At 43.2% G+C, this 15,145-nt stretch carries 12 protein-coding genes; 11 read left to right on the top strand and 1 reads right to left on the bottom strand.

Features of this window, described 5'->3' with window-relative positions; translation table 11 throughout:
* The first annotated feature begins 99 nt into the window (after positions 1–99).
* The 5 genes from V7K53_RS13125 to V7K53_RS13105 all read left to right on the top strand — a co-directional run bounded on the left by V7K53_RS13125 (position 100) and on the right by V7K53_RS13105 (position 4,247).
* The gene (locus V7K53_RS13125) at positions 100–2,028 is read left to right on the top strand and encodes an ArnT family glycosyltransferase (RefSeq protein ID WP_335197925.1); all 1,929 of its coding nucleotides are present in this window, start codon (positions 100–102) and stop codon (positions 2,026–2,028) included.
* A gap of 135 nt (positions 2,029–2,163) precedes the next feature.
* Complete coding sequence (locus tag V7K53_RS13120; protein WP_335197924.1) at positions 2,164–2,403, top strand: hypothetical protein; 240 nt, start codon at positions 2,164–2,166, stop codon at positions 2,401–2,403.
* A complete protein-coding gene (locus V7K53_RS13115; RefSeq protein ID WP_335197996.1) occupies positions 2,340–2,813 on the top strand; it encodes an ATP-binding response regulator in 474 nt (157 codons plus the stop codon). The genes V7K53_RS13120 and V7K53_RS13115 overlap by 64 nt, the downstream gene beginning before the upstream one ends.
* A gap of 25 nt (positions 2,814–2,838) precedes the next feature.
* Positions 2,839–2,964: a hypothetical protein gene (locus tag V7K53_RS13110; RefSeq protein WP_335197923.1), complete on the top strand. Its 126-nt coding sequence runs from the start codon at positions 2,839–2,841 to the stop codon at positions 2,962–2,964.
* 110 nt (positions 2,965–3,074) lie between these two features.
* Positions 3,075–4,247 (top strand): diguanylate cyclase domain-containing protein, encoded by a 1,173-nt coding sequence (locus V7K53_RS13105; protein WP_335197922.1) that lies wholly within the window; start codon positions 3,075–3,077, stop codon positions 4,245–4,247.
* 112 nt (positions 4,248–4,359) lie between these two features.
* On the opposite strand, the gene V7K53_RS13100 is transcribed toward V7K53_RS13105, so the two are convergent.
* Positions 4,360–7,695 (bottom strand): ATP-binding protein, encoded by a 3,336-nt coding sequence (locus tag V7K53_RS13100; protein ID WP_442940488.1) that lies wholly within the window; start codon positions 7,693–7,695, stop codon positions 4,360–4,362.
* A 557-nt stretch (positions 7,696–8,252) separates the two neighbouring features.
* On the opposite strand from V7K53_RS13100, the gene V7K53_RS13095 reads away from it, so the two are divergent.
* From V7K53_RS13095 to V7K53_RS13070, 6 genes are all read left to right on the top strand, one after another.
* A complete protein-coding gene (locus V7K53_RS13095) occupies positions 8,253–8,834 on the top strand; it encodes a KaiA family protein (protein ID WP_335197920.1) in 582 nt (193 codons plus the stop codon).
* Between the two features lie 110 nt (positions 8,835–8,944).
* Entirely contained in the window at positions 8,945–9,259 is a 315-nt protein-coding gene (kaiB, locus tag V7K53_RS13090; protein ID WP_322670816.1) for a circadian clock protein KaiB, read from the top strand.
* A 76-nt stretch (positions 9,260–9,335) separates the two neighbouring features.
* Entirely contained in the window at positions 9,336–10,898 is a 1,563-nt protein-coding gene (gene kaiC, locus V7K53_RS13085; RefSeq protein ID WP_335197918.1) for a circadian clock protein KaiC, read from the top strand.
* Positions 10,899–11,001: 103 nt separating this feature from the next.
* Complete coding sequence (locus V7K53_RS13080) at positions 11,002–13,218, top strand: TolC family protein (protein ID WP_335197916.1); 2,217 nt, start codon at positions 11,002–11,004, stop codon at positions 13,216–13,218.
* Positions 13,219–13,748: 530 nt separating this feature from the next.
* Positions 13,749–14,126, top strand: a complete 378-nt coding sequence (locus V7K53_RS13075; RefSeq protein WP_335197915.1) for a hypothetical protein — start codon at positions 13,749–13,751, stop codon at positions 14,124–14,126.
* A gap of 410 nt (positions 14,127–14,536) precedes the next feature.
* Positions 14,537–15,046, top strand: coding sequence for a hypothetical protein (locus tag V7K53_RS13070; protein ID WP_334719365.1), 510 nt, complete (start codon positions 14,537–14,539; stop codon positions 15,044–15,046).
* Positions 15,047–15,145 lie beyond the last annotated feature (99 nt).

Genomic DNA, 15,145 nt, shown 5'->3' with positions numbered 1-15,145 from the left:
TAAGTAATGGATAGAGGAAAATTGTTGAATTAAAAACTCCGAAGAACAAAAGATAGATAACCAACGACTATTGATTAGTGATTGTTGACTATTGACTAAATGAGCATGAAATTGAGTGTTAAGCACACTGTTGATCGGTGGTTCAACAAAATAGCAAAAAATCCAGCCCTGAGTCTAACTGTGTCGATTTTGTGGTTGATAGTGGTTGGCTGGGTGGCTTTTGGGTGGAATTTGGGCAACATTGGCTTAATTGATGAGACAGAGCCGCTATTTGCCGAAGCTTCCCGCCAGATGTACGTTACAGGTGATTGGATTACCCCATTTTTCAATGGTGACACTCGTTTCGATAAACCTGCTTTAATTTACTGGTGTCAGGCGATCGCATATCATCTGATTGGCGTGAATGAATGGGCAGTACGCCTTCCTTCTGCGATCGCAGCATTCGGCTTAGTTTGTTTAGCTTTTTACACCATCCAGTGGTATCTGGCTAAACAAGACGAATTAGAGCAAGTTTCACGTCCTACTCGTCGCTACTTAACATCTTTTATCGCAGCCGCGCTCATGGCACTCAATCCCGAAACTATTATTTGGGCGAGAACGGGTGTCTCTGATATGCTGCTCACCGGATGCATAGCATCGGCTTTGTTATGTTTCTTTCTAGGGTACGCAGGGAAGGAAGGGAGCAGGGGAGCAGGGAGCAGGGAGCAGGGGGAAAATTCCTCTCCTCTGCCCCCTGCCCCCTACCCCTCTGCCTCTTCTGCCCTATTCCCTAATAAGTGGTACTTAGCTTTTTATGTGCTGATTGCTGGCGCAATTTTGACCAAAGGGCCAGTAGGAATTGTTTTGCCGGGGCTAATTGTTGCTGCCTTTTTGCTTTACGTGGGTCAAATGCGAGAGGTGTTGCGAGAAATGCACCTTCTTGTAGGTACACTGATAATTCTCGCTTTGTCAGTGCCCTGGTATGCTTTAGTAATTTGGCGCAATGGCTGGAATTACATTAACTCCTTTTTTGGTTATCACAACCTGGAACGCTTTACAGAAGTAGTTAATGGTCATTCAGCACCTTGGTATTTTTACTTTTTAGTCGTGCTGTTGGGTTTTGCACCATACTCAGTGTATTTACCAGCTTCTATAATCAGACTAAAGTTTTGGCAGCGATCGCATTGGCGATCCGTTGAACGTTTTCAGCAATTTGGTTTATTTGCCTGGTTCTGGTTTGCTAGCATCTTTGCCTTTTTCAGCATTGCGGTTACTAAACTCCCTAGCTACGTATTGCCTTTAATGCCAGCAGCAGCAATCCTGGTGGCTCTGTTGTGGAGCGACCTTTTTTCAGATACACAGACACGGCAAACAATTCCTGTTTCCCCCTCTCCCAATCCCCCCATCTCCACGTCTTTGCTGCGAATGAGTGGTTGGGTGAATGTAGTATTTTTATCAGTTCTGGCAACAGCACTGCTCAACATAACCCATATATTAGGTACCGATCCAGCGATAAGTAACTTCCACGAACTAATTCAACAATCTGGTTTACCAGTAATTGCGGGTATAATTTGGCTAGTTTCTGCTGTTTTGGTTGCGGGTTTATTATTGAGCCGCCGCTGGAACTACATTATCAGTATTAATTTAATCGGGTTTGTGGCGTTTGTAATTTTTGTCTTAACGCCTGCTTCGTTCTTTATCGATCGAGAACGTCAATTACCCTTAAGGGAATTGTCTGCGGTCATTCTAGAAGCAAAACAACCAAACGAAGAATTGATCATGCTTGGCTTCAAAAAGCCTAGTGTAGTATTTTACAGCCACATCCATGTAAATTATTTAAAATTTCCTCAAGAGGCTGTGGAGCATATTAAAAACCAGGCTGCTAAAGGACTAAAACCTTCCTCAGTGCTGCTGTTGGCCGAACAGAAAAAGTTTTTGAAAATGGACTTACAGCCAGATGATTACAAGAATTTATCGACCAAGGGTGCTTATAACTTGGTTCGAGTTCCTTTTAAGAAAATGAAAAAAGAAAAAATAGACATATCATAACGGCAAATCACAGCTTCGCAAGTTTTATGGCTATTGGGGGAAATATAATCTAACTTCAAAAACAGATAGATGCTTATTTATGAAAATGTCATTGCAGTCAAGCTCGGTCTAGCGATCGCAGCGCTATCTGTTACCGTGACCAGTGCAAGTGTGTATTACTTCTACTCCACAACCTATGAACTGATCTTGCACCAGATGACAGGGCGACTCAAAGACATTGGACATTTAGGCACATTCTTGTTTGATCCAGAAGTTCGTGAGAGCATCGTCCGCTTAAAGGCAGCTGTCGATCGGGATTCCCAGGTCATCGGATATTTGAGTCCTTTGAGCAAGTTGAAGGGTCTGCCCGTCGGCAGTATGGAGGTACTGGGTTAGGGTTGGCAATTACCAGAAACCCGATCGAATTACACGGTGGACGGATCTGGGTAGAGTCATTGGCTAAGGGATCGGTGTTTACCTTCACCTTACCGATTTGTGAGCAACAAGCCAGTATAACTCCTGTGTTGCTGTCCAATTACCCGTTAGCCGAGGCTGTATCTGATTTGCAACCAGAATTTGTTTTGAATTCGGTAGCGAACTCATCGCCAGAATGTCTAAAACAATCTTCTATTGAAGGGGTGTTCCCCCACATCTTGATTGTGGACGACGAACCGATCAACCTTCAGGTGTTGAAAAACTTTTTAAAATTTCAAAATTATACGCTCACCTTTGCAAGCGATGGGCAGCAAGCCCTGACATTGCTAGAACGAGGCTTTAACCCTGACATTGCTAGAACGAGGCTTTAACCCTGACATCATTTTGCTTGATGTCATGATGCCAAGAATGACTGGCTATGAGGTCATTCAAGTGATTCGGCAAAAGATTTCTGCCGATCGCCTGCCAATCATTTTGCTTAGTGCCCGCAACCAACCAGAAGATATTAGACTTCTTGCATAAGTCGGGAAAAGGGTAAGGGGGAAGGGGAAAAGGTTCTGTATTGTCCCCTTCCCCTTTAACCTTTACCCTTTTCCCCCTCTTGCAAAAAGCACTTTTGCAAGAGGTCTATTGTGTTGGGGTTAGAGGTGGGTGCTAACGATTATCCGATCAAACCCATTAGGAAAGATGAACTATTAGCTCGGATTCACACCCACTTGCAAATTAGACAGCTTGAGAAAGAAAGCATCCGTCTCGCGATCGCTCATGAGCATCAAATGGCTCAATTTCTGGAGGCTCTACCCGTTGGCGTTGCTGTTCACAAGCCAGATGGCAATGTTTTATACTTCAATCAAATGGCTAAACAGCTTCTCCAGCGTAGTGTTTTGCCAGATGTGGACACTAACGAACTCGCCTTTGCTTATCAAATCTATTGGGCAGGCACAAACACCCTGTACCCAACAGAGCAACTTCCAGCTATCCGCGCCCTGCAAGGAGAACGGGTAAGAACTGAAGATTTAGAGATTCATTTGGATGAGACTGTCATCCCGTTGGAAGTGTTAGGAACGCCCATTCTGGACGATCGGGAAGCAGTTGTGTATGCGCTCGTTACTTTTCAGGACATTACGGAGCGCAAACGTTCTGAGCAGATTTTAGCAGACTATTCTCGTGAACTGGAACTGGAAGTAAGCGATCGCACCGCTGAACTCGCTCAAACCAATGTGCTGTTGCAGCAAGAAATTACCGAACGAGAGCAAGTCTATCTTGCTCTACAGATTGCCAATCAGGAATTGCAGCAGTTAGCAATAGTAGATGGGTTAACAAAAATTGCCAATCGTCGTTGCTTCGATCAACGGTTACAGCAGGAATGGCTGCGTTTAGCACGGGAACAACAACCCCTGTCTCTGATTTTGTTTGATGTCGATTATTTCAAACGCTATAACGACTGCTACGGACATCAAGCTGGGGACGCCTGCTTGGTGCAGATAGCACAAGTTGCCAAGCTTGGGGTGAATCGTCCCGCCGATTTGGTCGCCCGCTATGGGGGTGAAGAATTTGTCGTGATTCTGCCGAATACAGATCGGCAAGGGGCAATAACGATCGCCCAAGGTATCCGACAAGCGATTAGAGGATTGAAAATTCTCCACGAGAAATCCGATGTGAGTGAGATTGTAACCGTTAGTCTTGGGATTGGCAGTACAATTCCCATACCGGGAAATTTACCAGATACACTGATTTCCCTAACGGATCAAGCTCTTTATGTGGCGAAACAGCAGGGACGAGATCGATATTCAGTAAATAACTGAGTCAAAGTATGGTTTTGTTAGTACATTTGGATATTTGTCACTCAGCAACAGTAATTATCGCATCGGCGTAGCCCGCCGTAGCCATCGCCACCAAATTTTTCCTCAATAATCATTAACATTTGCCATTGTAACCATTGACAGCTAAAGCTTGATTGATCTGGCTTAATAGGTCTTCCATTGATATCGATCGCGGTAATATTTGGGTAGCGATCGCACCAACAACAGTTTCTATCGATTCCAAACCATTCTTCTTCTGCTTGTTAATTCCCTTATAAGCTACTCCTTCCTGGAAACTGGTTTCTAAGTGATTTAATCGCTGATTTAGTACCAAAATTGGTGGCAACTTTAAAGGCGAATCTCCTAATGTTTTCAGTGCTTTGAGCACATCTTTGTGGATAGAGGTTTCTCCTAAACAAATTAGCAATAAGTCAACGCTTTCGTGGCGAATTTGTTGCAGCACTTCTGCCCAACAAGGACTCATCGCTGCTTTGAAGCCTGCTGTTTGCAGGTATTGAATTAAAGCTTGGAACCACTCAGATCCCCGTTCAGCAGTTTCACTACTAATTGAGCAATTTTTTTCTGTCCGATAACCCTTAGCTGGCTTACGTCTTACCTGGGGGAAATCCCGCAGCATTGTTAAATCCACTACTAAGATGTTGGGAGGGCAGCAAATACCAGAAGCAATTTCTAGTACTGATAATAAAGCATCTGTTTTCTCAGTGCGACTGCTGTTATCTTTAGCAAATGGTGTTAAGTAAGGAAATACAGATAGCCCCGGTATTTTAGAAGCGATTAAGGTAGTTGCAACATCGCAAGTCACCAGTGGTATAGCTGCTAAACGTGGATGTCCAATTAGTTGTTGCAAATAAATTTGGGCGGTAGTACTTTCGACATCTAGCAAAATCACATCAAACTGCCATACCCGCGCCAAAAGTTCTGCCTGATCTAGGTCATCCACTTCAATCACCCGATGTTCTCGAAGTGAGGGGTGGGGATTGACCGATTCCAACTGAGGATTCACCAACCTGAGAATTCGCAGTGGGGTTTTTGTTGGGATAATTGCATTATTGTTTAACCCTAGCTGCGGAACAACTTGTGCTGTACATAATTTTTCTAAAGCTGGTGCTAAGACCTGATGCTCTACTGGCAAGCTTAAGAAACCATCGGCTCGGTTAGCAAATGCTTGCTCCTTTTCGGCTCCCGTCGCTGTGACAATTACAGGTATATGACGGGTTGCCGTGTCAGATTTTAGTAAAGTTAGCACATCCCAACCTGAGAGCAGGGGTAGCAACGGATTTAAAAATATCGCTATTGGTTGCAAGCGCCGCGCTTTTTCGACTGCTTCTGTGCCCGATCGCGCAATCACTACCCGATATCCTAAACCTTTGAGTTGTTCGGTCAAGTCTTCAATATATCGAGCTACTGCCTCGACTACCAAGACCAATCGTTGCGAACTCGCAAGATGATGCTGTATGGGCGTACTAACTTGCTGACGAGCGGCGGCGGAGTTTTCCCGTGTCGGTTGATATCGTGTCTCCTCGTCTTCTCTGATTCCCATATCTGGTTCCGAAAAGCCTGTTTTCGGAGGGCTGGGCGGCAGAAGTAGGGTAAACTGGCTACCTTTACCTTCACGCGATAAGAAACTGACATCTCCTCCGTGGAGGCGAGCCAAGGCGCGAGTTAATACTAGCCCTAAACCAGTGCCTTCAAATTGGCGGGTGAGAGGATTTTCCAGTTGTTGGAATTTTTGAAAGATTAAGTGTTGCTGGTGTTCGGGAATGCCAATGCCTGTATCCCAAATTGTAAAGGCAATCCATCCTTCCCAACGGCTCACCCGCAGCCCAATTTCACCAGATATTTCGGTGAATTTAAAAGCGTTGGAAAGTAAATGTACTAGCATCTGGCGTAAGCGCAATTCGTCTGCCACCATCTGATCTAAACCTAGTTCAATGGAAAGACAGAATTGAGGAGCAGATGAACGCGCATTTGCAGGTGGCGGTGCAGATGTCGCTTTGGTGGTTTGAGTGTGGATAGCTTTGGCTTCCGCTAGGGCGCGATCGCACACAGCCTGAATTTTCACCGGAGTCAGGGTCAAATCCATTTGTCCCGTCTCCATCCGGGTCAAATCTAAAATGTCATTCACCACACTCATCAGGTGGCGTCCGCTTTGATGAATCAGTCCCGCATAACGGGCTTGACGCTCGTTAAGTTCTCCCAACTGCTGATCCACTAGCAAGCGCGATAATCCCAAAACCGCAGTTAGGGGAGTTTTGAGTTCATGGCTAATACAAGCTAAAAACTCGTCTTTTAACCGATTTAATTGAATTAAATCGGCATTTTTCGCTGCTAGTTCTTTACAAAGTTGCTGCTGTTCAGTGACATCAGTAGCTAAAACCAACCACAAATCAGTGCTGAGTGCAATCTCCTCTTGAGCACTCATAACTTTAAACTCAGGACTATCTAAGGGAATTTTGGCAAACTGCCAGATTCGCTCTTGACCATTTTGGACTTCAACAACGCAGGTACAAGTACCCACCTGACTATCCAAATAGCATCGGCTGTATGCAGCATCACCTGATGCTTCTTGCTGAATCAGTTCTTCTTCATCACCATGCTCATTCTCCTTACCATTGGGATGAACCTTGATGGCTGGTTGGGTGACATATTCTGCTATTTCGGAGCGTTTAGGGACAAGTATTGCCTCCACCTGTTGCCTAACTCCTTCTGGATCTTTCAAGGTTCCTAATTGCTGCCACCAAGCGGGATTTCGCGCTACCACCTCGCCAGTACCCGTTTGCAACATCAAAGGCCAAGGCAGTCTTTCTAGCAAGTGTACTAATGGCTGATGTCCTAACGACTTAGGTTCATTTGGCCCACCATCATACTCATGACGATGCTCGCTAGACTTTTGTAACCCACCCAGGCGTTCTTTAGCCAGCGATCGCAACAGGCGCGAACTATCCAGCAGCCCTAAATATCGACCCTCAGAGTCAATCAGCGCCCAATCTAAGTTTTGAGGTTTTTCGACTTGTGAATCGGACCAGCGCAAGCTTAACCGCTCTACACGCTCAGAAGCTGATATTGTCTGTATTGGCTCAATTAGACCTTGACCCCAGGTAGAGAGCGATTGTTGTAAATTTAGATTTTTATCGTCACTATGTGTTAATAATTTTGGGATTAAACGGGCAGAATACAGCAATCCGATGGGGCATTGCTGTTGATTTACTACTACCAAGCGATCGCACTGCTCTTGCTCAAAAATCTCCAACACCACTGCCAGAGAACTTGTTTGGGGGCAGCTAGGTACGGTTGCCTGAAAGTCATAAAGCGGGTAATCTAGCATTAACATAAGGATTTGGGGGTCATTCTTCCTGTGGAACCCTCCGGCATTTCCATCTGCCAGTTGATGGTCTTTTCGCCTGAAGTCATATCCTTTAAGAAGACTCATATAAGCAACTCTGGTTATTTCAACGCCATTAAAACAACGGGATTTTCCTTAACGGACACTTGCTTGCAAACGAGTGCATTTTTTCAAGAGGCGACGTTTCTCATTTCTAGCAACTAGCCTCTCCAGTGTCTTACTGGTATTTAAACTCCTCATCGATAGCGACGGCTAAAACAATTATGGCCCCAAAGATTCGCTTTAGAACCTTGAGGAATTATAATGATTTGGAATGCGACAATCCTTTAAGTTCGTTTAAGTATCTTATCAAGGAGCAAAATAAAAAAATCTATCTATTTGTATACATAGATATGTAAATCATGAGTTAATTATTGTGTCTTGCTATGCCGACGGATACCTCATCATCAAAGACCTACTAAAGTTCTACCAGTTAGTTGCCGCACTAGATTGTTAAGGGTATAGCACTATCTGCTCGCATAGAGCGTTATTTTGGGGTTAAATCACGCGTTGACTGCACACCCAGTATCCCCTACAAGCGTTAGCCAAACTTATCAGTTTGCGTTTATTGGTCAGGGCGATCGAGGAGATATATTCAAGAATAGATGTTATTACCGATATTGATTCTGCAATCTAATGTTAACAAATGCTTAAATAATCCAGTTGACTTAGCCAACCTAAAAGGTTTGAGTACGTGGGTAGGGCAATTCATGGACGCAATTATTGCTCAATTTTGCTACTTACCTGTTGCTGCAACAACCTCTGGAAAAATTAACTATTTACCAAATAGGCCGCCACTAAATTCAAGTAAGGCATACACTACCAAGTATGTTTATGTATTTGCCAGTCAGATGCAAAAAAGCCAGCAGTATTTTCAGGAGATGACTCCGGCTGAAAGAGAAGGATTATTAAGACAGCTTAAAATAGATTATAGCCTGATTCTTATAGATTATTTTACTACAGACAAAACACTCAAAGATAAAATTGATAAATTTATCAATACTATATTTTATGCTAATATTCCTGTGCCCCAAATAATTGAAATTCACATGGAGATAATTGAAGAATTTTCTAACCAGCTAAAATTAGAAGGTAGGAGCAATGAAACATTACTTGATTACCGCCTAACGTTGATCGATATATTGGCTCACCTGTGCGAAGTCTATAGGAGTTCGATTTCTAAATAAATTAAGTTTATCGCTGTATATTCAAATTGGAACCAGCTACTGCTGTTAGTTACTCCCAATGCGCGAACACCTCTTGTTATTTTTATGCTCATGACTAGTTATTAATGTATATGAATAAAGCCAGAAAAACCTACGTTCTCAAGCTTTACGTAGCAGGTAACACCCCGAATTCAGTCCGGGCATTAAAAACACTTAAAGAGATTTTAGAACAGGAGTTTGAAGGTGTTTATGCTTTAAAAGTGATCGATGTATTGAAAAGTCCGCAACTGGCGGAAGAAGATAAAATATTGGCAACGCCAACATTATCTAAAATTTTGCCTCCACCCGTTCGCAAAATTATTGGGGATCTTTCAGATAGAGAAAGAGTGTTGATTGGATTGGATTTGCTCTATGAAGAACTGAGTGAAGAAGATTTTGAAGAGTAAATTTTTCATCATAAAAAATTGAGTCAAAACTTTAGTCATAAAAAAACAGGTTTTAATATCCTTTTGTGATCGAGCAATGATTGAAAACGAGCAAGTAGAACCAAAACAACCACCAATAATTAGGGGTGTAGAAAAAATTCGGACGATGATCGAAGGGTTTGACGATATTAGTCATGGTGGTTTACCAATTGGTAGAACCACCTTGATTAGTGGTACATCCGGCACAGGTAAAACCTTATTTTCTCTTCAATTTCTCTATAACGGTATCACCTACTTTGATGAACCAGGAGTATTTGTAACCTTTGAAGAATCACCGAGTGATATTATTAAAAATGCCAATATTTTTGGTTGGAACTTGCCTCGGTTAATTGAAGAAGGCAAGTTGTTTATTCTTGATGCATCTCCCGATCCAGAAGGTCAAGATATTGTGGGAAATTTTGACCTTTCTGCACTCATTGAGCGCTTGCAATATGCCATCCGCAAATACAAAGCTAAACGAGTTTCAATCGACTCAATAACAGCAGTATTTCAGCAGTATGAAGCGATGGGAGTAGTGCGGCGCGAAATTTTCCGCCTGGTAGCACGTCTCAAACTACTGAGTGTCACCACTGTAATTACCACTGAACGTAGTGAAGAATATGGGCCCGTTGCCTCTTTTGGAGTGGAAGAATTTGTTTCCGATAATGTAGTAATTGTTCGCAACGTTTTAGAAGGAGAACGCCGCCGTCGCACAATTGAAATTCTCAAATTGCGCGGCACAACTCACATGAAAGGCGAGTATCCCTTCACGATTACTAATGAAGGTGTTAACATCTTCCCACTCGGAGCAATGCGCTTGACTCAACGTTCTTCTAATGTCAGGGTATCTTCTGGTGTCAAAACTTTAGATGAAATGTGCGGTGGGGGTTTCTTTAAAGATTCAATTATTTTAGCAACAGGAGCTACAGGTACTGGTAAAACCCTGTTAGTAAGCAAATTTATTCAAGATGGCTGTCTCAATGGAGAACAGGCAATATTATTTGCTTATGAAGAATCACGCGCCCAACTATCTCGTAATGCTTCCTCTTGGGGAATTGATTTTGAAGAATTAGAAGATCAAGGTTTACTCAAAATAATTTGTACCTATCCTGAATCAACTGGTTTAGAAGACCACTTACAAATTATTAAATCAGAAATTGCTATTTTCAAACCTGCTCGGATTGCTATTGATTCTTTATCAGCACTAGCTAGAGGAGTTACGAATAATGCATTTCGGCAGTTTGTAATTGGTGTGACAGGTTATGCTAAACAAGAAGAAATTACTGGTTTCTTTACTAACACAACCGATCAATTTCTAGGAGCGCATTCGATTACTGACTCTCATATTTCTACGATTACCGATACAATTCTGATGTTACAATACGTAGAAATTCGCGGAGAAATGTCGCGGGCAATTAACGTATTCAAAATGCGCGGGTCTTGGCATGATAAAGGAATTCGTGAGTATAATATTACTGCTGACGGGCCCGAAATCAAAGATTCTTTCCGAAACTACGAACGGATTATCAGCGGTGCTCCTACTCGCGTTAGTATCGATGAAAAGGCGGAACTTTCTCGCATTGTTAGACGTTTTGAAGACAAACAGAGTTCCGAACCCTAAATTTAGTATCGTAGTATATTCTTTCCTAAGTTTAGTATCGTGCTATATTCTGTGGTGAAGAAAGGTTTTCTGCCGCTAGATTGATTTTCGTGTGAGGGATGCGGTGAAAGGACAGCAATTATTTTATAGCTTCTTACCTGGTGTAACGGCAGCAGTTTTAACAACTCAGCCTGCTTGGGCTGGTACTGCGAAACTAACTGGGATACAACTGGCATCTTCTCCTAGCGTTTTGACTTCTACTTATGGTCAAGGCTTGGTTGTGGATACCATGAATACGCAACTGTCTAACAGTGCAAATGTTAGTGTTCCAACCCTAGTACCTGCTTTGGGTTTTACTAAACTTAGTGTAAAACCTTTAAGTAATAACAGTATTCCAGTATTTACGGCTGAAAATACTGTTGTGCCAATAAAACAACTACTTAAGAAAGATAAAGGTAGATTTTTCAGTTTGACACCTACCTCTAATCCTTCCCAAGCTCAAAAGAACCAAAAACAGAGTAATTCAAGTGCTGATGGGCAGAAATTAAAGAAGATAGTAGTTCCCAACTACACTTCAAAACCCCTTTCTGTCCAAAAAGAAATTTTGTCCCTGTCTTCTGCACAGCAGCCAGTGGTTCAAAAGATAAATACTGTTACTCCGTTGCAAACATTTTTACAAACTTCAGCCACAGGTGCAGGAGCAGCAAAACTGTTGTCAGCGCAGAGGTGTCCACAGGAGTTGAGCAAAAGCAAAACTGACTCCTTGGCTGTGCTACTAACCTCAAACACCTGCTTACGACAAAACGCTATTGGTGGTCGCTTGGCTCAGAGTAATACCACGATTCCGACAGATTCGACGCCAATCACTGCGCCAGGAACTGTAACTCCTACACCAGAGGGTTCGACGCCAACTCTAATTCCGCCAGGAACTGTAACTCCTGCACCAGGGGGTTCGGTGCAACCTGCCACTGTGCCAACAACGGTGACTCCAGTACCGTCAGGGGCAGTGCAAATTCCAGAGAACCTGATTCCTAACTCAAATCCCCTACAATTTCCCACCAAAGCGGAGGAAGTGAGACTTCAGGCAAATCAACCAATTACTTTGGCACAGGCTCTGGAGTTAGCACGGCGTAACAATCACGAGCTACAGGTGTCCTTATTGGAGCTAGAACGCAATAAAGCGGCTCTACGCGAGGCACAAGCTGCTTTATTGCCCACTCTGGGAGTTAGCACGGATCTGACTCGTAGTCAGTCTTCTAGCAGTCAGCTTCAGGACGAATTAAACGGGCGAAATGGCTTACTGTCTAACCAAGATCAACCCAGTACATCTTTTTCTGGTCAAGCACAGCTGTCGTATAATATCTACACTTCTGGGAGAGTGCAATCTAGCATCAAAGCGGCTGAAGAACAAGTACGTTTCAACGAGTTGGCTGTAGAAACTCAGTCTGAGACAATCCGTTTAAATGTTGCCACAGACTACTACAATTTGCAGCAAGCGGATGAACAAGTACGGATTGCCCAATCGGCTGTGCAAAACTCGGAAGCTAGTTTACGTGATGCAGAAGCTTTAGAGCGAGCTGGGGTTGGTACGCGGTTCGATGTGTTGCGATCGCAGGTGAATTTAGCAAATGCCCAACAAAATTTAACTAATGCTAGATCCCAGCAGACAATTTCCCGTCGTCAATTAGCAACTCGGATAAGTTTGCCGCAAGCAATAAATATCAGTGCCGCTGACCCTGTACAATTAGCTGGTCTTTGGAACCCAACCCTAGAACAAAGTATTGTGTTGGCTTATCAAAATCGTCCAGAATTGCAACAGCAGTTGGCACAACGTAATATTAGCGAACAACAGCGTAGGCAAGCTCTTGCGGAACTGGGGCCTCAAGTTAGTTTGGTCGCTAGCTATGACCTGCTAGACCAGTTCGATGATAATGTCAGCGTTACTGATGGTTATTCATTCGGAGTTAGGGCAACCCTAAATTTGTTTGATGGGGGAGCCGCAAGAGCAAGAGCAGCTCAACAGCAAGCTAATATTGCGATCGCAGAAACTCAATTTGCTGAACAGCGCAACCAAATTCGCTTTCAGGTAGAACAAGCCTATTCTACCCAGCAATCTAGTTTGGAGAATGTTCAAACCGCTAATACCGCTTTAGAACAAGCCAGGGAAGCTCTACGTTTAGCGCGTTTGCGATTCCAAGCTGGTGTAGGTACTCAAACTGATGTGATTAACTCTGAAAACGACCTCACCCAAGCTGAAGGTAATCGAGTCACAGCAATTTTGGATTACAACCGCGCTTTAGCTCAGTTACAACGGTCTGTTACCCTCAGAGCATTCCGCTAATTAGCTGAAACTCAACTGAATCAGTACTTTTGACTGCTGCTGTGTTGATTGGAGCATTATACAATCCAGTAGCGTTTCTGATAAAAGCTAGCTAAAAGCCTCATTTATTCAGTGTATTTACTGGAAAGATGAGGCTTTTTAGTCCAAAAGGCAGTATTGTAAATTGTGATTTTTTAGAAATTCTTTAGCGATCGCTAAAGGATAAGGGTCTACTCAATACTGTTCGGTTAAGGTAAGAGACGGCGATGAATCGCGTCTTTGTGATGATTTATCGAATCTTTGCGATCTAAAATTTTCATCAAAAAACCTTAACCAAACCGTACTGAGGGTCTACTATATCTAGTCCGAGAATTTTACTCCCCTTCTTCCAGTAATAAAAATTTTTCCGCTCCTCTTAAAAGATGGTTAGGGAGAGGTAGTAGGGAAGGAGTTATTTTTGTGAGGTCTGTATTGGACTTAACAGAGAAGCGCTATAGTCAAATTTGGACTAACATAACTGAGTGTTCGATCGCTTGCCTTGTCAAAGACTAATGACTAAAGTAACATCTCAAGAAATTGCACAGTTTCGCTCTCAATTGGCAGACGATCCTAGCGATATGGAAGCGCTGGATTTAATTGAAGACTGTGATGGAGATTTGGAAGATGCAGCAATGACGCTAGCTATCCGAGCAGGACAACAACCAGAAAGAGCAAATTCTGAGTGGTTAGATGCCTTGGCTAGAAAATGGCGTGCGATCATTTGCGAACAAGAATATCGAGAAGATTTGCTTAATACTTCTCTTCAAAAGATGATGGAACATCTAAAAACAACGCCAACATTTCCTAAGATTTTGGCAACGCCAGTTTTGCTATATGTCCTCAAGCAAGGCGTAAACAATTTTTGTGAGCCACTAGATTTGCTCAAATGAGCGGCCCGCATTTTAATCGTGAGATTAAAATCGCGGCTACCCAAACATAGACGCAAAGCGGCTTCAAAATCCTTAATCTGACCTTAGTCCGTGCAGGCGGACTACCTACTGCGTTTGTGTAGTCCTTCTAGTAGTTCGCCAAGGAAACTTGGCGGGGTAAAGGGTAAGGGGTAAGGGGGAAAGGTTTTAAATGCCTTACCCTTTTCCCTTTACCCTTTCCCCAGCCCTCACCTAACAATTTTGGGTTGGCAGACTACTAGTGCTTTGGTGTAAGATGTGAGCCTGCTAACTTCTGATGTAAGTCTTAGAGTAATTCAGGTCTGTGACTTCTAGTCATGCGAGGTTCAATCCACCAGGACTGATACGCTGTTAATTAAGGCAAAACTTCTATTAGACAAATTGTAAAATCAATGAATTACCTTGTTGCCGTATTACCAGACCGCATTCAAGCCGAAGCTGCTTACTTAGCTTTAGAAAAAGAAGGTATTAACAGCACTATTTTGGGGAGGGGGTATAAAACGGCTGACGAGTTTGGCTTAATTGACCCCCAAGATCAAGCTAAAAAGCAAGCAAAACAGATGGCAACCTGGCTGATACCATTTGGCTTTTTTGCAGGTTTTACATTCAGCCTGATTACTGGTTTAGATACTTTTGCCTGGGCGGGTGAAGTTGGCAATCACATTGTTGGCGGACTGCTGGGTGCTGCTAGTGGTGCGATGGGTGGTGTGGTTGTTGGTGGCGGAGTCGGTTTACTCATCGGTGGTGGTGATGCTTTACCTTATCGCAACCGCTTAGATGCAGGTAAATATTTAGTAGCCGTTGAAGGTTCTGAAACTCTTACTCGCCAAGCAACCAAAATATTACGTCAGTTCGATCCAGAAAATATCCAAGGTTACGCCGACACAAATACTGTGTATTGAATAAATCATAGTTTACACATCGCGACACAGCGGCTTGAGTTACTTTCCTATTCTTTGGAGATAGCGTAAGCCGCTGCGATCGCCAAAAAATCTCAAGTA

It is taken from the genome of Nostoc sp. (assembly GCF_036917355.1).
Classification (GTDB): domain Bacteria; phylum Cyanobacteriota; class Cyanobacteriia; order Cyanobacteriales; family Nostocaceae; genus Nostoc.
Note: the sequence above shows the minus strand (reverse complement) of the source record. Positions and strands in the feature narration are given on the sequence as shown.